We start from the raw sequence: 19,874 nt of genomic DNA on the forward strand, positions 1-19,874 counted from the left end.
GTGTATTTCAGCGATTTTATAAAACTGTAAATCGGTTATCCAGCAGTTAAATCTCTGGATTCATAAGCTCCAGCATCTGGAGATGAACCTCTTGAGTTATTTAAAATGTCATTTACTGTAGAAGTTGAAGGATTTGCAATTCCATTTGCGCCGCCAGTAGTGTCGATTTCTAATAAATTATTATCCTCATCATTAAATATAGGATCTATGTTAAAAACATTTAAATCATAATTTGCCGTGTTTGAGAAGTCATAATTTGCTAATCCCGTAAAATCATCAAATCGATCATTAAATTTTAATAAAGAGTTTTCAAAATTAAAATTGAATTGCGATACGCTATCGTCTGCAAGAATAAATTCTATGTCACGATCTCCATAAATGATACAATTTGTGAATGTAGCTTGAACTAAATCTTCTGTAAAAGCAGTGTTAGGAATCACGTTTGAAATGAATAGAGTAGGATCTTGTCTAAAACTATTGTTCCAGTAGTTTGCAATCGTACAATTATTAAAAGTATAATCTCCACCTAATCGCAACACTAAGGATGATTGTCCTGAATTATTAATCACAAGATTTTCTGCTTCTATGTGTCCTGTCGTACCTATAAGTCCAGAGTTAGAACTGTTATAAATTTGAGTATTGTTGATTTTTAAAGTAGCACCATTTGAAGAATTATTCACGCTATCCATAATGATTCCCACGCTAGCATTTTTAATCGTAGCGTTATTAATAATATTATTTTTACTACCAGCGGTGAGCCATATTGCGCCCCATTGCCCAGCAACATCAGCATATTGTGGTTCTAATCGATCTCCTTCAAAAATCACTTCGTTTTCTAGATCATCAGTTACAGATGGTAATCCATTAACTTGTAAACTTCCTTCATTTGCGACTATAATACCGCTCTGGCTATGGAAGTGTAATCTCGCTCCAGGATCAATGGTTAAGGTTTTATTTGCTGGCACTGCCGCAAATCCATAAATAACATAAGGTTTTGCTGCCGTGAAATTGAGTTCAGTATCATCTAAGACAAAACCGCTTATTCTTATTTCCTCGCCTTCCTCAGTGGTCCCTAGTAATAAAGTCTCTTCAACTCCTTGCGTGTCACGAGCTGGAAATAAAAATACAGCATCTTGAACAAGTGTTACCAGTTCTACTTTTTGAAGATTAGGACCGTTATCAAACTCAACAGTATCAGTATAAAGAAATTCGTCACCGCTAGAGAAATCATTAATGTCTATAGTGGTTTCTACAAAAACAAATAAGGAATCCTTTGCAAGTAATTCCACATTTTCAAATACTCGTCCAGGCACACCATCTACGGCAAGTCTATATTTAGAATTATCTCCTTGAGCCAGCGCAACTCTAGGAATTACTATATCATCGCTGCTATTATTATAAACTTTAAATGTACGTGTGCTAGAACCTATGTTTGTGAAAACAGTATCTAGAAAAACGGTGTCTTGTGAAAAGCCTAAATCTCCAGTACTACTAGAAAAAGCAAAATCATCCCTGCATGAAGCAAAAATGATTGTGATTAATACAGTTGGTATTATTATTAAGTATTTTTTCATGTGAGTGTCTCAAATAAATCTCTAAGTTCTTGAGAGATTTTTACAGGTTTACCTTTTTTATTAATAGCACACCACACAGATTTAGTCTTAACAAGTAACTGTTGCGTAGTGGCATTATATATTTCAATAAAACGCTCGTATTTTACATTTGTTGCTTGACCTACTTGAGTTTTAATTTCTATCGTATCACCTAGAAAAGCGGCAGCTTTATACTCTAGATTATGCTTGATCATTACCCAGTCAAATTGTTTTTTAAGCGCCTCAGTTCCTACGTTGAGCCAGTGTTCAACGGCAATCTCATTTGCCCACTGATTATAAACCACATTGTTAACGTGGTTGAGGTCATCGATCTCGTCATTAGTAACTTCTCTAGTGACGGTATATATAGGTAAGTCTGCTGTGATCACTATTTCTTTATTTTAATTTCAAACATTTTATCCCAACGTTTTCCTGTAACAAAAATTGTTTTCGTTTTAGGATTATAGGCAATTCCGTTTAGTACATTATCTTCTTTATCTGCAACTGAAACCTTTGCAGTAAGCGTTTTTAAATCTATGATTCCTTCTATGGCTCCATTCTCTGGATTTATGATCGTGATACCATTAGTTTGATAAACATTTGCATAGATCATACCATCAATCCATTCCAGCTCATTGATTTTAGTAACACTATTTTTAGTGGAAACCACTTGAATATAACTTAACTCTTCAAATGTGTTAGGGTCTATTTTCCAGATTTTATCAGTACCATCACTCTTATAAAGATATTCTCCATCATTACAAAGTCCCCATCCTTCTTTACTGGCTCCATATCTAAAGTCGTCCACACGATTTAACGATAAATCATACACAAAACCATAACCTGCTTTCCACGAAAGTTGATAGATTTTATGGTTCATGATAGTCATTCCTTCAGCAAAAATGTGATCAGGCAATTCTACTTTTTTAATCGCATCTCCTGTTGTCACATCTACTATTCTCAAATCACTTTCTCTGAACTGACCAGTACTCTCGTAGAGTGAGTCGCCATAAAACTCAAGTCCTTGCGTGTAAGATTCGCTCTTATGAGGATAACTTGCTACTTCTTCAAACTGATACAGCTTTGCATTCTTGGTGGCAAACCTATTGATTTGTTGCGATTTGGTAACCATTTTCCCATCCTTGTATATATGAGCTTTAAATGTTAAAGTTCCTAGTGGTTGATTTTCCAGCTTTCGCGAAAGCGTATTACCATTTTCTCCATCAATTTTACGAGCATTTATAGTCCATAAAACAGAATCTATACCCATTTGTGCGCCATCCATCACCGAAAGATTTATGGAATCAGCATCAGTATAGGAATTTTTAGGATTATTTATCTCTAAAGTGTAATTATCCTTAAAGGAATCGATATCGTTCTTACAGCTTGTTAATGAGGTGATTGCTAGTAAGATTATAGCGGCATTTTTCCAGTTCATAAAGGGTTTTTAAGAAGTCGAAATATAATGATAAAAATGCTTGCTTAAAATCTTTGCAGACTATAAACAACATATTATATTTGCAGCTGGCAAGTCCTACACAACTAGCTCCTGTTGAACTCCTCCAGGGCGGGAACGCAGCAAAGGTAAGCGGTCGTAGCAGTGTGATGTAGGTAGCTTGCCTTTTTTTATGTCTTATAGTGAAATCTAATCATCTCAATTATATATAGTTATGAATAAAGTGGTTCTAGTTACTGGTGGTTCTAGTGGGATAGGAAAGTCTATCGCCATTTATTTAAAGCAAAAAGGTTACACCGTTTATGGTACCAGTAGAAATCCTTCTCGGCATCCAGAAAGTCCTGTGTCACTTGTTGCGATGGATGTAAAAGATGCTGATTCTATAAATACAGCAATTACTGAAGTCATAAATAAAGAATCCAGAATCGATATTCTTATCAATAACGCTGGAGTAGGTATTACTGGTCCGGTAGAAGAAACTCCTATGGATGAAATCCATGGAGCGATGGACACTAATTTTTATGGTCCATTAAGAGTTTTACAAGCTGTGTTGCCTCACATGCGTGCCCAGAAATCGGGAAGAGTGATTAACATTACGAGTATTGCTGGTTATATGGGATTACCGTATCGTGGTATTTATAGTGCTAGTAAAGGTGCACTAGAAATTGTGACTGAGGCTTACCGCATGGAATGTGCGCATTTGAATATTCATTTTAGTAATGTAGCACCAGGAGATTTTGCCACAAATATTGCCGCAGGAAGATTTCACGCACCAGTTATAGAAGGAAGTGATTATGCCGCTGGTTATTCTAAAACGCTAGCTTTAATAGACGAGCATGTAGATGATGGAAGTGATCCTATGGAAGTTGCTTATAAAATTCATGAAATTCTTCAAGTAAAGAATCCTGGAATTCATTATAAAGTTGGGAGCTTTTTACAGAAATTTTCTATCGTTCTCAAGAAAATCTTACCCGAAAAAAGATATGAGAAAATGTTGAAGAAGCATTATAAGCTCTAGACCGCACTCGCAAGACTTTCTAATTCTTTAAGCTTTTCAAGTTTTATATTCTTACCATTTGTAGAGATTAAACCTTGCTTTTTAAAATCTGAAAGTAATCTTATACAGGATTCTGTTGCGGTCCCTATGACAGCAGCAAGATCTTCACGTGATAAAATTAAAGATAGCTCACCTGTTTCTTCATTTTCACCAAATTGTTCTCTTAAGTAAAGTAGAGCTTGTGCTAAACGTTGCTTTACAGTTTTTTGTGAAAGATCTATAATAAGGTCATCTGCTATGCGCAGTTCATGAGCCATATTCAATAAAAGTTTTTTTACAAAGTCAGGATTGTTCATCATACGATTTGTAATGGTAGATTTAGGAACAAAACACATTTCCATATCATCGAGAGCAACGGCACTTAAATTAGTACTCTCATCACATATAACAGAGCGCTGACCTAACACTTCTCCTATCGAAGATATTTTTACAATTTGATCTCGACCGGAATTTGTGATTTTGGAAAGTTTTGAAGAGCCTTTTCGTACACAGTAAATACCAGTTAAACGCTGTCCTTCTTTAAAAATCACATCGCCTTTTGCAACTTTGACAACTTCTTTGGTTCTATTAATTTCAGATAGGTCAGCAGTATTTAGTACTTTAAAAGCACTGAACTGTCTTACGATACAATTTTCACATTTATTCCCCATAGCATCTACTTGCTTATCTAACGTTTACAAAGTTAAAGTTTTGAATACGGATTATCGTATTAAAACTGATAATTGTCATGTTTTAAGGATGAAACTAGGCTCAAATTTGTAATCAGGTATAAAGAGCAAATAATAACATTATGGATAAGTGTTTCCATTGTGGAGATCCGTGTATTGAACAAACTATTTGTCATGATGAGAAAAAGTTTTGTTGTACAGGTTGTAAGCTGGTTTATGAGATTTTAAGTGAGAATGATTTAGGCAATTATTACAATCTTGAACATAATCCAGGAACATCTCCATCTTCTTTTAAAGACAAGTTCAATTTCTTAGAAAATGAAGAAATTGTAAGTAAACTGTTGGAATTTAATGAACAAGAAGTTCAGGTAGTGAATTTATCCATTCCTTCCATTCACTGTAGTTCATGTATATGGGTTCTTGAAAACCTACAGCGCATACATAAAGGTGTAAAATCTTCTCAAGTTGATTTTCCTAAAAAATCAGTACGTGTTACTTTTAATTCTACAGAGCTGGATTTAAAAGCACTTGCTTTATTACTCGCTTCCATAGGTTATGAGCCTTATATATCATTGGAGGATTATGAAGAAAAGGATAAAAAAATAGATCGTTCCTTAATATACAAATTAGGAGTTGCAGGTTTTGCTTTTGGGAATGTGATGTTTCTTTCTTTTCCAGAATATTTTGAAGTACAAGAATTCTGGTTGGATCGATTTAAAGGACTTTTCAGGTGGATGATGTTTGCCTTTTCTTTACCAGTCGTTTTCTATGCAGGATTTGATTATATCAAATCAGCCTATAAAGGAATCAAATCCGGTATTTTGAATATTGATATTCCTATTGCGTTGGGAATTTTAGTCTTGTTCATACGCAGTACTATTGAAATTGTATTTGATTTAGGAACAGGATTCCTAGATAGTCTCACTGGTTTAGTATTCTTTTTATTATTAGGTCGTTTTTTCCAGCAACGCACTTATGCTTATTTATCTTTTGATAGAGATTTTAAATCTTACTTTCCCATTGCTGTTACTCGATTATTAAAACTAGATGGTGAGATAAAGGAAGATCAAGTTCCTATTTATAAAATTGAAAAAGGAGACCGTTTGCTCATACGATCTGGTGAGATATTACCTGTGGACGCCGTTTTGCTTAGTGATAAGGCGACCATGGATTATAGTTTTGTCACCGGAGAATCAGATCATGTGTCTAAATACATGGGAGAAATCCTTTTTGCTGGTGGAAGACAGCAATCGGGTCTGATTGAAGTTGAGGCGATTAAAAATGTGGAGCAAAGCTATTTAACTAGCTTGTGGAGTAATGATATTTTCAAGAAGAAGCGTCATTCTAGTTTCCAGACTTTGGTAGATCGTATTTCAAAAAGATTTACTGTAAGTATCATAAGCATTGCTGTCATAGGAGCAATTATCTGGCTATTTATTAATCCGTTAACTGCAATAAATGTATTTACCGCTGTATTAATAGTGGCGTGTCCATGCGCGATAGCCTTGTCTACACCTTTTACCATGGGAAACATGTTACGTATTTATGGCAACATGGGATTATATCTCAAAGAATCTGTGATTATAGAGCGCATGGCTCAAGTTGACACGATTGTATTTGATAAAACAGGAACCATAACCACTAGCTCTAGTTCTCAAATAGAATATCAAGGGATACCATTAACATCTCAAGAAGAATTGAATCTAACTAGTACGTTGCGCGGTTCTAATCACCCTTTGAGTAGAGCGCTATATCAAGAACTTAAGAAAAATAATATTCTACCAGCCTTAGACGACTTTAAAGAAGTGGCTGGTAAAGGACTGATTTCTAGAATTAATGAAGTTGTGATTAAAGTAGGTTCTTCCTCTTTTACAGAAGCGCAATCTACTATAGAAACTAATGTAGAAACGGCGGTTCATATCAACTATAATGACACTTATAAAGGGAAATTTACCTTTAAAAATAAATATCGTCAAGGAGTATATGACTTATTTAGAAACCTGTCCACGCAATATGGTTTGCACGTCATATCGGGTGATAACGCTGGTGAAAAGCAAAAACTTCAAGATTTACTTCCACCTAGTGTCAGACTTCAATTCAACCAGCAACCTGAAGAAAAACTCAATTACATTAAAAACTTACAATCACAAGGTGCTCGTGTCATGATGGTAGGTGATGGACTTAATGACGCAGGAGCACTTGCTCAAGCAGACGTAGGTATTTCTATTGCAGAAAATGTAAACGTGTTCACTCCAGCCTGTGATGGAATCATGGATGCCGGTATTTTAAAACGTATGGATGGTGTGATTACGCTTTCGCGGAAAGCGGTAAACATTATCAAATGGTGCTTTGCACTGTCATTCTTCTATAACCTGATAGGAATTTCTATTGCGTTAAGTGGTCTGTTAACTCCAGTTATGGCGGCTATACTTATGCCTGTGAGTTCATTAAGTGTAGTAGCATTTACCACAATAATGACAAATTATATGGGTAGAAAATTCAATAAGAAAAATTTCTAAAACTGATAATTGTCATGTTTTAAGGAAGCAGTGAGAAATACATTTGTAACGATAATTCAAAGTGGTATGAGCATTATCTACATGTTGTTAGCAGTGAGCGTAGTTGTCGCTCTTTTATTTTTTGTCCTCTTTATAATTTCTGTAAAGTCTGGACAATATGATGATACCTATACGCCAAGTGTGCGCATGCTATTTGATGATGAACTTGTGAAACCTAAAGAAGAAAAAAACCAAATTAAATCAAAATAATTATGCAATTAGAACAATTTCATTACGATAATAAAATCGTTAAGAAGTTCCTTTACGCAACCATTCTCTGGGGTGTTGTGGGAATGTTAGTGGGACTGATCCTAGCCTTTATGTTTCTGTTTCCAAATATGACCGATGGGATCTCATGGCTTAGTTTCGGTAGATTAAGACCGTTGCATACAAATGCGGTGATTTTTGCATTTGTAGGAAACGCCATTTTTGCTGGTGTTTATTACTCCACGCAGCGATTACTTAAAGCGCGTATGTGGAGCGATTTATTATCAAACATTAATTTTTGGGGATGGCAATTAATAATTGTGGCTGCAGCCATTACTTTACCGCTAGGGTTGACTTCTTCAAAAGAGTATGCAGAACTAGAATGGCCTATCGATATTGCAATAGCCTTAATTTGGGTTGCTTTTGGTTTAAACCTAATTGGAACACTCATTAAAAGAAGACAGCGTCACTTGTACGTTGCGATTTGGTTTTACATCGCCACATTTGTTACTGTAGCTGTATTGCACATATTTAATAGTATGGCGCTACCAGTAAGTGCTTTTAAAAGTTACTCTGCTTATGCAGGAGTGCAAGATGCTCTTGTTCAATGGTGGTATGGTCATAATGCGGTAGCGTTTTTCTTGACTACTCCATTCTTAGGATTGATGTATTACTTCATTCCTAAGGCGGCAAACAGACCAGTTTACTCTTATAGATTATCTATTATTCACTTTTGGTCGTTGATATTTATTTACATCTGGGCTGGTCCTCACCATTTACTTTATAGTGCTTTACCAGACTGGGCACAAAACTTAGGTGTAGCATTTTCTGTAATGTTACTTGCTCCATCTTGGGGTGGAATGATTAATGGATTATTAACCTTACGTGGTGCTTGGGATAAAGTACGTACAGATCCTGTTTTAAAGTTTATGGTAGTTGCTATCACAGGTTATGGTATGGCAACATTTGAAGGTCCATTGCTTTCTCTTAAAAATGTAAATGCAATTGCTCACTTTTCAGACTGGATTATTGCACACGTTCATGTAGGAGCGCTAGCCTGGAATGGGTTTATGACTTTCGGTATGATCTATTATCTCGTGCCTATTTTATTTAAAACAAAGTTAGCTTCTACTAAACTGGCAAACTTTCACTTTTGGATAGGAACATTAGGTATAATCCTTTATGCTTTACCTATGTACGTAGCTGGATTTGTTCAAGCATTTATGTGGAAACAGTTTAATCCAGATGGAACGCTTGCTTATGGGAATTTCCTAGAAACGGTTAATGAGATTATGCCTATGTACTGGATGCGTGCCATAGGAGGAACTCTTTACTTGATAGGTATGTTAGTTCTAGTTTACAATGTCATTATAACTATAAGACAAGGTAGCGCGGTTACAGATGAACTTGCTGAGGCTGCTCCACTTACTAGAGTTTCTAAATCTAGAACAGCTAGTGAAGGATGGCACACATGGTTAGAAAGAAAGCCATTAAAAATGACACTTTATGCTACCGTAGCTATATTAATAGGTGGAATTGTTCAAATCGTTCCTTCCTTAATGGTAGATGATTACATTCCTGTAATCTCAAGTGTGAAACCATATACTCCACTAGAACTTGAAGGTAGAGATCTTTATATAAGAGAAGGTTGTGTGGGATGTCACTCGCAAATGATCAGACCATTCCGTAGTGAAGTAGAGCGTTACGGTGAATATTCCAAAGCCGGAGAATACGTGTATGATCGCCCATTCTTGTTTGGTTCAAAAAGAACCGGTCCAGATTTGATGCGTATAGGTGGAAAGTATAATGATAACTGGCACCTCAATCATTTCTATGATCCACAAACGACCAGTTCAGGTTCTATCATGCCTTCTTACAAATGGTTAATAGCAAATGCTCATGACCGTAGTGATACTCAAGATAAGATGGAAGTAATGGCAACTCTAGGTGTTCCTTACTCACCTGCCGAAATTGAAAACGCTCCAGAGCACATGGCTGCCCAAGCGTTAAAAATAGAACAGAGCTTGATGAATGATCCTGACTTTGCCAAAACTTATGCGGCAGACAAGAAATATGCTCAAGACAATGGAGAAGAGTTTGTAGAAATGAGAGATAGAGAAGTAGTTTCTATCATCGCTTACTTACAGCGTTTAGGAACAGATATCAAGGTGAAAAACGCCGAGGATTTAAGTGTAACTCAAAACAATTAAGTCATGCTTAAATATATTAAAGGAAATCTCGAAGCGATAGATGGTGTATCCATATATCCTATAATCTCATTAATCATCTTTTTTACCTTTTTTACCTTATTATTTATTTATGTAATAACAGCTAAAAAAGGACACATGAAGTCATTAAGTGAAATGGCTATAGATGAACCAACTAAAACACAAGACGATGAATAAATCAGCACTATTTAGAATAATCATTTTCATGATTCTAGCACTAGTTCTTTTTGAACTGGTAGCAGGTAAAGAAGGAACTTGGGCTGTGCAAGAATATCCATTAATCTGGTTAATACTAGGAGTTTTATTCCTGTGCGCGTACTTGCTTGAAACAAGTGTAAAAACACTTGAAAGAGTTCTATATAACACCTTGTCAGATGAAGCTAAGGAACGATATGATGCTCAAGCAATCGCTCGTAAAGAACAAGAGTTTGCAGGTGTAAAGAAGTTCTATGATAAAATGATGGGTGATAAGCCTATGGAGGAAGAAGGTGAGATAGAAATGGATCACAATTATGATGGTATCCGTGAATTAGATAATAATTTACCGCCATGGTGGGTTTATCTATTCTATGCCACAGCGATTTTTGCGGTAATTTATTTAACTAAATATCATGTATTAGACGCCGCACCAGATCAAGCTGAGGAGTATCTTCAAGAAGTTGCTCTAGCTGAGAAAGAGATAGAAGAATACAAAAAAACAGCTAAGGATTTAATAGACGTAAACACCGTAACCTTACTAGCAGATGCGTCTGATCTTAAAGCTGGTCAAGCCATTTTTGAAGAAAGCTGTATTGCTTGTCACAAAGCCGACGGTGGTGGTGGAATAGGTCCTAACCTTACTGACAGACACTGGATTCTAGGCGGCGGAATTAAAAACGTCTTTAATACCATAAGTGAAGGTGGACGTGACGGAAAAGGAATGGTTTCCTGGAAAGCAGATCTTTCTCCTAGTGAAATGGCTCAAGTAGCAAGTTATGTCATAGGTTTTCAGGGAACAACTCCTGCAGAACCTAAAGAGGCTGAAGGTGAGATATGGATCGATCCAGATGCTCCAGCACCTCATGAGGATGTGCCTGTGGAATCTGTAGAGACTATGATAGACTCTACAGTAACAAATTTGAATAAATAAATTCTAGAACATTAACTAAATGGAAACTCCAGAAAATGAGGTTTTTAGAGACAGTATCGCAACCATCGATAAAGATGGAAAGCGCAGCTGGGTATATCCTAAAAAACCTTCAGGTAAATTTTATGACTACCGTAAATGGGTGAGTTATGTATTACTTACTTTTTTTCTAGCAGCTCCATTTGTTAAAATAAACGGTAACCAGTTCCTTATGTTTAATGTGCTGGAAAGACGTTTCAGTATCTTAGGTTTTCCGTTCTGGCCACAGGATTTTTACTTGTTTGTGATCATGATGCTTATAGGCGTTGTGTTTGTAATATTCTTTACAGTTGCATTTGGAAGGATTTTTTGTGGATGGATGTGTCCTCAGACTATTTTCTTAGAAATGGTATTTCGCAGGATAGAGTACTGGATAGAAGGAGATCGTGGTAAGCAAATCAGACTTGATAAACAAAAATGGGATGCAGAAAAGATCCGTAAGAAAGCTACTAAATGGTTCATTTTTGCGATCATCTCATTTATTATCGCAAATGTGTTCCTAGCATATCTTATAGGTAGTGATCAATTATTAAAATATGTGACTGACGGACCATTTGTACATGTTAGCACCTTTATTTCGCTTATAATTTTCACTTCTGTATTTTATTTTGTCTTTGCATGGTTTAGAGAACAAGTGTGTATTATCGCTTGTCCTTATGGAAGATTACAAGGAGTATTGCTCGATGATAAATCCATCATTGTTGCATATGATCATAAGCGAGGAGAAAAAGAAGAAGGACGTGCACTATTTAAAAAGAATGAAGATCGTGCAGCAACTGGTAAAGGAGATTGTATAGATTGTTTCCAGTGTGTTCAAGTGTGTCCTACGGGAATAGACATTAGGAATGGAACACAACTCGAGTGTGTGAATTGTACCGCATGTATAGACGCTTGCGATAGTATGATGGAAAAAGTGGACTTGCCTAAAGGCTTGATACGTTTTGCTAGTGAGGATAATATTACTAAAGGTAAAAAGTTTGAATTTACTCCTAGACTTAAAGGCTACACCGCAGTTCTCGCAATCTTAATAGGACTTTTTTCTGGTATGATGTTGTTGCGCAATGACGTTGAGGCAGACGTATTAAGGCTTCCAGGATCGCTATATGAACATAAAGGTGAAACCATAATTAGCAACGTTTACACCTATAAACTGGTCAACAAAACTACGGCTACCATAGAGGATATAAATTTTAAATTAATGTCTCATAAAGGAACAATTAACCTCGTGAAGAATGACGGTTTTGATATTAAAATGGAAAGCCTGGCAGAAGGTACCTTGTTTATAGAACTAGAAACTGGAGCCATAAAGAGCGATAAGGAACGTGTAGAAATAGGGATTTATAGTGGAGATGACTTGATAGAAACCACGACCACTTCCTTTATGGGACCTAGAAGTTATAAGTAGTGTGAGGTTGATGTTGTTCTCGCTTTCGCGAAAGCGTAATTAAAATAATACTGTGCCACCTATGTGGAATAGATAAAAAAATAAAGATTATGAAACTCAATTGGGGAACAAGTATTGCGATTGCTATCACTCTATTTATAGGTTTTATCATGGTCATGGTGGTTACTATGTTTACAGATAAAGGTTATGACCACGACATGGTAACTACTGATTATTATAAAAAGGAATTGCTCTTTCAGCAAGAAATTGATGCAGAGCAGAATGCGAAAAACCTGGGCGATATTAAAGGAAAAAAAACCACCACAGGTTGGGCACTAGAATTTCCCGAAAGTATTAAAGAAAAAAAGTTTACAGGAACAGTGTCCCTATATAGACCGTCAGACAAGCAACTAGATTTTGACTTGCCTATAGTCTTATCTGGTAATTATTTGCTCATACCTGACAATCGCTTAAAAGACGGTCGATGGGACATTCTTGTAACAGCTACTCTTGATGGGAAGCCGTTTAAATATAAAGAATCTATTATATATTAATATGTTGTGGTCTGGTTTCATATTAGGTTTATTAGGCAGTTTCCATTGTATGGGAATGTGTGGTCCTATTGCCTTTTTATTACCAGTAGATCATAAAAAGCCTACTAAAAAAACTTTTCAGGTATCTGTATATCATGCTGGTAGATTGTTTGCATATGGGTTAATAGGTTTGTTGTTAGGTTTAGTAGGGAAGAGTTTTGACTTATTTGGATTACAACAACAGTTAAGTATTGCCGTAGGAGTAGCTATGATTATAATGGTCATCACGACTTACTTTATAGGAATGAATTTCACGATTACTAAACCTCTCTATAGACTAGTAAGTAAATTAAAAAGTGCAATGGGTAAAGAACTCAAAAAGAAAACTTTTGATGCTTTTTTTACCATGGGGTTTTTAAACGGTCTCTTACCATGTGGACTTGTTTATATGGCAGTAATAGGAGCGATAGGAGCTGGAAATGCTGTAGAAGGTGCAGTTTATATGATGTTTTTTGGACTGGGAACTGTTCCATTAATGACTGCTGCTGTGTATTTAGGAAATGTAATATCAATTAAAGTAAAAACAGTGATGAAAAAAGCCGTTCCTGTTTTTGTGATAATAATAGGTGCGTTATTTATAGTAAGAGGATTAGGATTAGGAATTCCTTACTTGTCGCCCGTAAATATGAATAATCAACAATCTGCTGAGCAGTCATGTCACACGCCGGTTGTTTTACATACAAATTAAAATTATATAGATATGAAAATGTTACCTCTAGTAGATTGGACCATGGGAGCTGTTTTGATAGGTTTTTTTGCCTTAGTATGCATAGGGCTAGTCGCCATCGTTATGAGCATGATGAAGTCAGATAAAAAGAAAGAAGAAAATACTAAGACTGATTAGGTCTTAGATAAAAAATATCAAAGCGCACTTCATAACTGCGTTCTGATTTATTTTGGTTAATTGGTTGAAAGAGGTGTTACTAGTAGAGTAATACCTCTTTCTTGGTTTTTAATAAATTGAAACTATATCGGTTGAAGGAAATCTGCGATCTAGCAAATACCATAAGGCAAAGGGTATTTTCAAACTTCGTAATTTATTCTTAGTATTCAATCATAGGTTATTTCCTCTAGGCACAAAAAAAAGCCTCCCAAAATGAGAGACCTGAAAAGTTCACTTTAGGGATATGAACTCTTAAATAGTCATAGAAAATAGTTGAGTATCTGGTTTTTTACGTTTCAATCTCAAGTCAAACGCCATGCATATATTACGTACAAATGCGCGACCTTTCTCTGGAACAATAATGCTGTTGGATTCTAGAACGAGTAATCCATCAGCTTCCATTTCTTTGAGATCGATAAGTACGTCTGGTAATTCTGTGAAATATAAACGACCGTTTTGTTCCCAGCTCGTCTCAAATTGACACATTAAGTTGAGTATGTGTTTTCTTATGATGAGGTCTTCTTCATTTAATAGATGACCTCTATAAACTGGAATTTGATCCTGATCGAGTAATTTTTTATATGCTGTGATGTTTTTTACGTTTTGGGCAAATCCATACCAGCTATCACTTATAGAAGAAACACCTAGACCTATCATAGCCTGAGTACTGCTAGAGCTGTATCCCATAAAATTGCGATGTAATTTCTTAGTCACCATAGCTATGTTCAACTCATCACTAGCAAGTGCAAAATGATCCATTCCTATTTCAATATATCCAGCATCTTCCAGCATTTGTTTTCCTAACTCATACTGCTCTCTTTTTTCAACTGGGCTAGGTAAATTTTCTTGAGAAAAACCACGCTGTCCATTACCTTTTATCCATGGCACAAATGCATAACTGTAAAAAGCAATACGATCTGGCTTTAAGGCAATGGTTTGTTCAATAGTGTGAATAACGTGTTCTTTCTTTTGAAAAGGTAACCCATAAATTAAATCATGACTTACAGAGCTGTAACCTATTTCTCTTGCATTAAAAGTCGCGCTCTGTACATTTTCAAATGGTTGTACTCTGTGAATGGCTTTTTGCACCTCAAGATTAAAATCTTGAACTCCATAACTCACACGGTTAAAACCTAGATCATGAAGCGTTTGTAAATGTTCACGAGTCGTATTGTTGGGATGACCTTCAAAGCTTAGCGCCGCGTCATCGGGTTGCACGGCATGCTTGAAAATTCCATCTATGAGTATTTTTAAATTTTCTGGAGAGAAAAAAGTAGGAGTTCCACCACCTAAATGTAACTCGCTAATTACAGGTGCTTCATCAAGCAGTGCGAGATATAATGACCATTCTTTAAGCACATATTTTAAATAAGGCAGTTCCACATTATGATTTACGGTGATACGTTTGTTACAACCGCAAAAGGTGCACATCGCCTCACAAAAAGGTAAATGAATGTAAAGGCTTATTCCTTCCGTACTATTAGATTCTTTAAATGCTTTAATCACTGAGTTTTCCCAGGCTTGTTTTGTAAAGGCTGCTTCTTCCCAGTAGGGAACTGTTGGGTAACTTGTGTAGCGTGGACCAGCTACATTATATTTTTGAACTAGAGATGACATACCTGACGTTTTAATAGCACACCTCAAATTATTTGAGTCCTATGTATGCTAGAATTTGAGTGTAAATTTATAAGCATCTACTATGTTATAACATGACAATTATCAGTTCTTTAATGCTTTTAAAAGAATCCTTAAGATTCCCTAATTACTGAGTGCTTTTTGATAATTTTACAATTCTTAAAAAACACCATTTCTTTGGAGGATTATTATCTATATATAAAATCATTACACCTCATTTTTGTAGTTACCTGGTTTGCTGGATTATTCTATATACCGCGACTGTTTGTCTATCAAATTGAAGCCCATGACGAGCAAGAACCAGCAAAAGGTATTTTACTCAAGCAACTCAAGTTAATGACACGCCGTTTATGGTTTATTATTTCGTGGCCTAGTGCGGTACTCGCAACGAGCTTTGCATTACTGCTTATTTACATCAATCCAGGAATCGTAGAAGCGACGTGGATGCAAGTGAAACTAGGCTTTGTAGTTTTGCTTATTATCTATCATATTAAAACGCATTTTATCTTCAAGGAACTAGAAAATGATGTCGTGAAATGGACCTCAAACGGAATGAGATTATACAATGAAGGAGCGACTATAATTTTATTTGCGGTTATCTTTTTAGTCATTCTTCAAAACGCCATCAATTGGATTTATGGCGTTGTAGGAATTTTTGCTTTGGCAGCTTTGTTGATGGTATTATTTAAGATTTATAAGCGGTATCGGAAATCATAAAAATTAAATTTTAAGCTATTTAATTTACTTTGTGTCAATAGGTTAATGTTTTTTTATATCTGTTAAAGTCGTTTGGCGTTTTAAATCAATACTTTATCGAATAACATTTTTTTTGTAAGATTTAAATTCACTATTGTGCATTAATCAGGATACTTTTGTTCATTATAAATAAGATTTATTAATGAAAAATTTATTCACTTTACTATTCATACTTTTACTTCTATTTGCAGGTCGCAATAGTAATGCGCAAGTAGGAATAAATACAGATTCTCCAGCACTAGATGCAGCGCTAGATGTAGAGGGAACAGATAAAGGAATCTTAATTCCACGATTGAATATTATTGATTTGTCCACCATAGCACCTGTAACGGGTGGTTCTACAGAAAGTTTATTAGTTTATAATACAAATACCACAACAGGAAAAGGTTTCTACTTTTGGTCTGGAGTGGAATGGGTTCCAGTAGGAAAAGGACTTTATTGGGAAAAGAATGGAAATTCAGGAACGACACCTGGAACTGCAGCTGGTCAGAATTTTTTAGGAACAACTGGTGCACAAGATTTGGTAATTGCAACAAATAGCACTGAAGCTATGAGAGTTACAAGTTCAGGACAGATTCAGGCTGCAAACTCAGGAACTGCAGCAGCACCTACTTTTTCTTTTAATTCTGATAGTGATACAGGGATTTATTCTGGCGCAGCAAATAAATTAAACATGTCTGCAGGTGGTAATGCAATGTTAGAACTTAATGGTACATCAAATCCTGAGATAGTTCTTAATCCAACAGGAGCAAATATAGATACTCGTATCGCATCTCAAGGCAGTACTCATATGGTATTTGTTAACGCAAGTACTAATAGGTTAGGTGTTGCTAATAGCAATCCACAAGCAACTTTACATGTAGGAGGCAGTTCTAGCACAGTAAGAATAGACGCATTAAATTCAACAAACAATAGTAACAATAAAGGAACTGTTTCTACACCGGTTTTTGTGGATTCAAATGGTGAATTAAGTATAGAAGGATCAAATGTAATCACTCAAATGGTTGAGGATAATACTAGCTTCCTTAATACGGCAATAGTCGTTGACAATTCGTCATCTTTAAAAACGGTTACAGAGTTATACTCCACATCAGTGACATTAACTCGTGACGCTTTAGTAGAAGTAGTCTATCAAGCAGGAGTTTCTATTACCGATACATCTAATGATTTGATTTATGATGGACGTCCTAGAATCTATCGAGTTTATGTAGAAATTGATGGTAAAAAGGTTGCATATAAAGGAGATGCTTACGTAAGTAGTACAAGCAGTGGAACAGCTGTGGTTAATGGTCCTTTTTATCTTAATGGTAATGGCTATGTACAATTAACAGGTGCAACAACTGGAACTGTACACGATATTAAAGTTTATGCTGAGGTTTATGGGAATACGGCATCTACTAGATGTACGTATGGTGGAAATGGTGATGACTTATTTCAAGTAATTGTAAGATACTAGATCATGAACAATTATTTAAAAATAAGTTTATTAATTTTCCTTAGTGCATATTCCACTAGTGCTCAAATAGGTATAGGTACTTTTGATCTTCATTCTGAAACTTTACTCGATATTTATTCTGAAAATAAAGGGCTGCTATTACCGCGCATGAATATCGATAATTTTGATACTTACACCTTGCCAGTAGGTCCTACAACAGAATCTTTATTAAGCTATAATACAAATTCAGTTTTAGGTAAAGGTTTTACATACTGGACTGGAACTAGATGGAGTCATATGAATAATGATTTTTTCTGGAGCACTTATGGAGAGCATTCTATTAATAATTCAAACTTTATAGGGACTACTGATTCAACACCATTTATTCTTGGGACAAATAGTATTTCAAGATTGCAAATAACTACTACTGGAAATTTTTTAGCTCATAATAATGGAACTATGTTAAACCCATCTTGGGCAATGACAGGTACTAATATCGGAGCTTATTCCACTGGAAATAACTTAAAATTCAGTCTTTTGAACGAGGATTATGTATCGATATCTAATAGCAATGGTGTGTTCTTAAATCCGTCTCAAAATGATATTGATATTCATATGAATAGTGATAATGGTTCTCTATTACAGATGGACTCAAATCTCAATCGTATAGGAATCGCAGCCACGTCTCCTGTGGAATCAACTCTTCATATTCAAGGAGCCACAAGTAATGTGAGAATTCAAAGTTTAAGTAGTTCAAATTCAAATAATAATGGTGTAGATAAATCGGTGCTATTTGTTGATAGTAACGGAGAATTTAAGTTAGAACCTACACCGCACATCACACAATTACCTCAATTTGAATATGAATCAGGTTATTTACTAATTCCGGTAACATATTCAAGCTCTACACTTGGAGCTACTTCGAGTACTATTTATACTACTAGTCAAGAACTTTTTGAAGATGGTTTATTGGAAGTAGTTTATCAGACTTCGGTTTCTGTTAGGAGCACTTTTGGAGGCGCGATAACAGATGGATTACCTAGAAAATATGGAATTAGAATTCTTGTTGATGGTAGAGTTATCGGTCAAACTTCTAAAATGTATACTTCAGACGCCTCTGGAGGATTAATCGCCTCTGGATTTATGTATTTAAATGGAAAAGGCTACGTTCCCTTAACTGGTAGCCTTACAGGGACGACTCATAATATTGAAGTTCAAGCATTTGTAGATGGTGGAGGAAATAATACACGCATTGTATTAGGCTCATCTTCAAATGATTTGTTTGAAGTAATAGTTCATTATTAATACGCTTTCGCGAAAGCGTATCCTAACAAATTCTACTTCTTAAAAGGTTCAATTAGTTGCTTCCCAAAACTCTCTGGATAGTTCTCATCGCCATGAAAGCCAAGTTCGAGCTCGGGATTGTGATAGGGAACATGAGCAGTTCCAAAAATGTAATCCCAAAGACTTAAAGAAAGTCCATAATTCACGCCATATTTGTAATCAGCCGGTAATTCACGGGCATGGTGCCACAAGTGCATTTTGGGATTGTTAAACACATACTTTAATGGTCCATAATCCCAGTTGAGATTTGCGTGATTCAAGTGCCCTATAAATACACCAGCCATATGAACGATAAAAAATTGTTCAATCCCAAAGCCTAGCATTGCTAGCGGTATATACTGCAATGTTTTATAGATAAGCGTTTCCATAAAATGAAATCGGAACTGCGCTGCAAATCCCATTTCTTTCACACTATGATGAACTTTATGAAATTCCCATAACCAGGGAACTCGATGTAACAATCTATGAATGTTCCATTGAACAAAATCTGCAATTACAAACATGATGAGCAACTGCGTCCATACTGGTAAACTGCCTAATTCAATGGCAACTATATTTTCAAATCCTAGACTTCTTAAACCATCATTAAATAACGCGACGCCTACTTTAGATAATGAATTATACCCTACCAGTGAGAACAGAAAGAAATTGAAAAAGAGATAAAATAAATCCAGCCAAAAATCTTTGCGCAACACTTTCTGATTTTTGCGCCATGGTAAAACGACTTCAAGAACAAAAACTAATAAGGAAACTGCTATCAACCAGTAAAAATAATTAGTCCACGATGGCGTGGTAATTTCCCTCACGAGATAATCCCAGTAATCAGTAAAAGAATTGAAGAAAAGTTCTAGATAATCTTGCATGTTTAAAGAGTCGTTAAGTAACAAGCAAAATTACTTTAATCATTCATACT

The 19,874-nt window shown here is 35.6% G+C and carries 19 protein-coding genes and 1 other RNA gene; 14 read left to right on the forward strand and 6 right to left on the reverse strand.

Translation table 11 applies throughout. The annotated features are described in order from the left end of the window. Positions 1-35 precede the first annotated feature (35 nt). Genes ACSHWW_RS08590 through ACSHWW_RS08600 form a run of 3 tightly spaced genes read right to left on the reverse strand, consistent with a single transcriptional unit; the run spans position 36 to position 3,030 of the window. Positions 36-1,574 carry a hypothetical protein gene (locus tag ACSHWW_RS08590; protein WP_435682032.1) on the reverse strand — a complete coding sequence of 513 codons (1,539 nt, stop codon included), beginning with the start codon at positions 1,572-1,574 and terminating at the stop codon, positions 36-38. Beyond that, the gene (locus ACSHWW_RS08595) at positions 1,571-1,981 is read right to left on the reverse strand and encodes an acyl-CoA thioesterase (protein ID WP_435682033.1); all 411 of its coding nucleotides are present in this window, start codon (positions 1,979-1,981) and stop codon (positions 1,571-1,573) included. Before ACSHWW_RS08595 ends, ACSHWW_RS08590 begins: the two co-directional genes overlap by 4 nt. Further along, positions 1,981-3,030, reverse strand: coding sequence for a glutaminyl-peptide cyclotransferase (locus ACSHWW_RS08600; protein ID WP_435682034.1), 1,050 nt, complete (start codon positions 3,028-3,030; stop codon positions 1,981-1,983). The genes ACSHWW_RS08595 and ACSHWW_RS08600 overlap by 1 nt, the downstream gene beginning before the upstream one ends. Before the next feature lie 87 nt (positions 3,031-3,117). Between ACSHWW_RS08600 and ffs the strand changes: the two genes are divergently transcribed. Together ffs and ACSHWW_RS08610 are read left to right on the forward strand one after the other, a co-directional pair. Next, positions 3,118-3,217, forward strand: an RNA gene (gene ffs, locus ACSHWW_RS08605) — signal recognition particle sRNA small type. Between the two features lie 45 nt (positions 3,218-3,262). Further along, positions 3,263-4,066 (forward strand): SDR family oxidoreductase, encoded by an 804-nt coding sequence (locus tag ACSHWW_RS08610; RefSeq protein ID WP_435682035.1) that lies wholly within the window; start codon positions 3,263-3,265, stop codon positions 4,064-4,066. On the opposite strand, the gene ACSHWW_RS08615 is transcribed toward ACSHWW_RS08610, so the two are convergent. Continuing rightward, complete coding sequence (locus ACSHWW_RS08615) at positions 4,063-4,755, reverse strand: Crp/Fnr family transcriptional regulator (RefSeq protein WP_435682036.1); 693 nt, start codon at positions 4,753-4,755, stop codon at positions 4,063-4,065. The two genes, ACSHWW_RS08610 and ACSHWW_RS08615, sit on opposite strands and share 4 nt — an antisense overlap. A gap of 140 nt (positions 4,756-4,895) precedes the next feature. Here ACSHWW_RS08615 and ACSHWW_RS08620 point away from each other — a divergent pair, with 140 nt between their 5' ends. The 9 genes from ACSHWW_RS08620 (at position 4,896) to ACSHWW_RS08660 (ending at position 13,752) form a co-directional block, all read left to right on the forward strand. Continuing rightward, positions 4,896-7,292, forward strand: a complete 2,397-nt coding sequence (locus tag ACSHWW_RS08620) for a heavy metal translocating P-type ATPase (protein WP_435682037.1) — start codon at positions 4,896-4,898, stop codon at positions 7,290-7,292. Positions 7,293-7,358: 66 nt separating this feature from the next. Continuing rightward, positions 7,359-7,541, forward strand: coding sequence for a cbb3-type cytochrome oxidase assembly protein CcoS (gene ccoS / locus ACSHWW_RS08625; protein ID WP_435682038.1), 183 nt, complete (start codon positions 7,359-7,361; stop codon positions 7,539-7,541). Positions 7,542-7,543: 2 nt separating this feature from the next. Next, a complete protein-coding gene (gene ccoN / locus ACSHWW_RS08630) occupies positions 7,544-9,748 on the forward strand; it encodes a cytochrome-c oxidase, cbb3-type subunit I (protein WP_435682039.1) in 2,205 nt (734 codons plus the stop codon). Positions 9,749-9,751: 3 nt separating this feature from the next. Further along, positions 9,752-9,943 (forward strand): CcoQ/FixQ family Cbb3-type cytochrome c oxidase assembly chaperone, encoded by a 192-nt coding sequence (locus tag ACSHWW_RS08635; protein WP_435682040.1) that lies wholly within the window; start codon positions 9,752-9,754, stop codon positions 9,941-9,943. Beyond that, on the forward strand, positions 9,936-10,895 hold the full coding sequence (locus tag ACSHWW_RS08640; RefSeq protein WP_435682041.1) for a cbb3-type cytochrome c oxidase N-terminal domain-containing protein: 960 nt from the start codon (positions 9,936-9,938) through the stop codon (positions 10,893-10,895). Before ACSHWW_RS08635 ends, ACSHWW_RS08640 begins: the two co-directional genes overlap by 8 nt. A gap of 19 nt (positions 10,896-10,914) precedes the next feature. Continuing rightward, entirely contained in the window at positions 10,915-12,336 is a 1,422-nt protein-coding gene (gene ccoG / locus ACSHWW_RS08645) for a cytochrome c oxidase accessory protein CcoG (RefSeq protein WP_435682042.1), read from the forward strand. An 89-nt stretch (positions 12,337-12,425) separates the two neighbouring features. After that, positions 12,426-12,869, forward strand: a complete 444-nt coding sequence (locus tag ACSHWW_RS08650; RefSeq protein ID WP_435682043.1) for a FixH family protein — start codon at positions 12,426-12,428, stop codon at positions 12,867-12,869. Further along, entirely contained in the window at positions 12,829-13,596 is a 768-nt protein-coding gene (locus tag ACSHWW_RS08655) for a sulfite exporter TauE/SafE family protein (RefSeq protein ID WP_435682044.1), read from the forward strand. Before ACSHWW_RS08650 ends, ACSHWW_RS08655 begins: the two co-directional genes overlap by 41 nt. Before the next feature lie 12 nt (positions 13,597-13,608). After that, positions 13,609-13,752 (forward strand): hypothetical protein, encoded by a 144-nt coding sequence (locus ACSHWW_RS08660; protein ID WP_435682045.1) that lies wholly within the window; start codon positions 13,609-13,611, stop codon positions 13,750-13,752. Between the two features lie 291 nt (positions 13,753-14,043). Here the strand turns inward: ACSHWW_RS08660 and hemN are convergent, their stop codons facing one another. Next, a complete protein-coding gene (hemN, locus tag ACSHWW_RS08665) occupies positions 14,044-15,408 on the reverse strand; it encodes an oxygen-independent coproporphyrinogen III oxidase (RefSeq protein WP_435682046.1) in 1,365 nt (454 codons plus the stop codon). A 195-nt stretch (positions 15,409-15,603) separates the two neighbouring features. On the opposite strand from hemN, the gene ACSHWW_RS08670 reads away from it, so the two are divergent. The 3 genes from ACSHWW_RS08670 (at position 15,604) to ACSHWW_RS08680 (ending at position 18,922) form a co-directional block, all read left to right on the forward strand. Next, complete coding sequence (locus tag ACSHWW_RS08670; RefSeq protein WP_435682047.1) at positions 15,604-16,143, forward strand: CopD family protein; 540 nt, start codon at positions 15,604-15,606, stop codon at positions 16,141-16,143. A 181-nt stretch (positions 16,144-16,324) separates the two neighbouring features. After that, on the forward strand, positions 16,325-17,638 hold the full coding sequence (locus ACSHWW_RS08675) for a hypothetical protein (protein WP_435682048.1): 1,314 nt from the start codon (positions 16,325-16,327) through the stop codon (positions 17,636-17,638). A gap of 3 nt (positions 17,639-17,641) precedes the next feature. After that, positions 17,642-18,922: a hypothetical protein gene (locus ACSHWW_RS08680; RefSeq protein WP_435682049.1), complete on the forward strand. Its 1,281-nt coding sequence runs from the start codon at positions 17,642-17,644 to the stop codon at positions 18,920-18,922. A 32-nt stretch (positions 18,923-18,954) separates the two neighbouring features. Here ACSHWW_RS08680 and ACSHWW_RS08685 read toward each other — a convergent pair whose 3' ends face one another. Continuing rightward, positions 18,955-19,824 carry a sterol desaturase family protein gene (locus ACSHWW_RS08685; protein ID WP_435682050.1) on the reverse strand — a complete coding sequence of 290 codons (870 nt, stop codon included), beginning with the start codon at positions 19,822-19,824 and terminating at the stop codon, positions 18,955-18,957. Between the last annotated feature and the right edge of the window lie 50 nt (positions 19,825-19,874).

It is taken from the genome of Nonlabens sp., from assembly GCF_051251825.1.
Classification (GTDB): domain Bacteria; phylum Bacteroidota; class Bacteroidia; order Flavobacteriales; family Flavobacteriaceae; genus Nonlabens.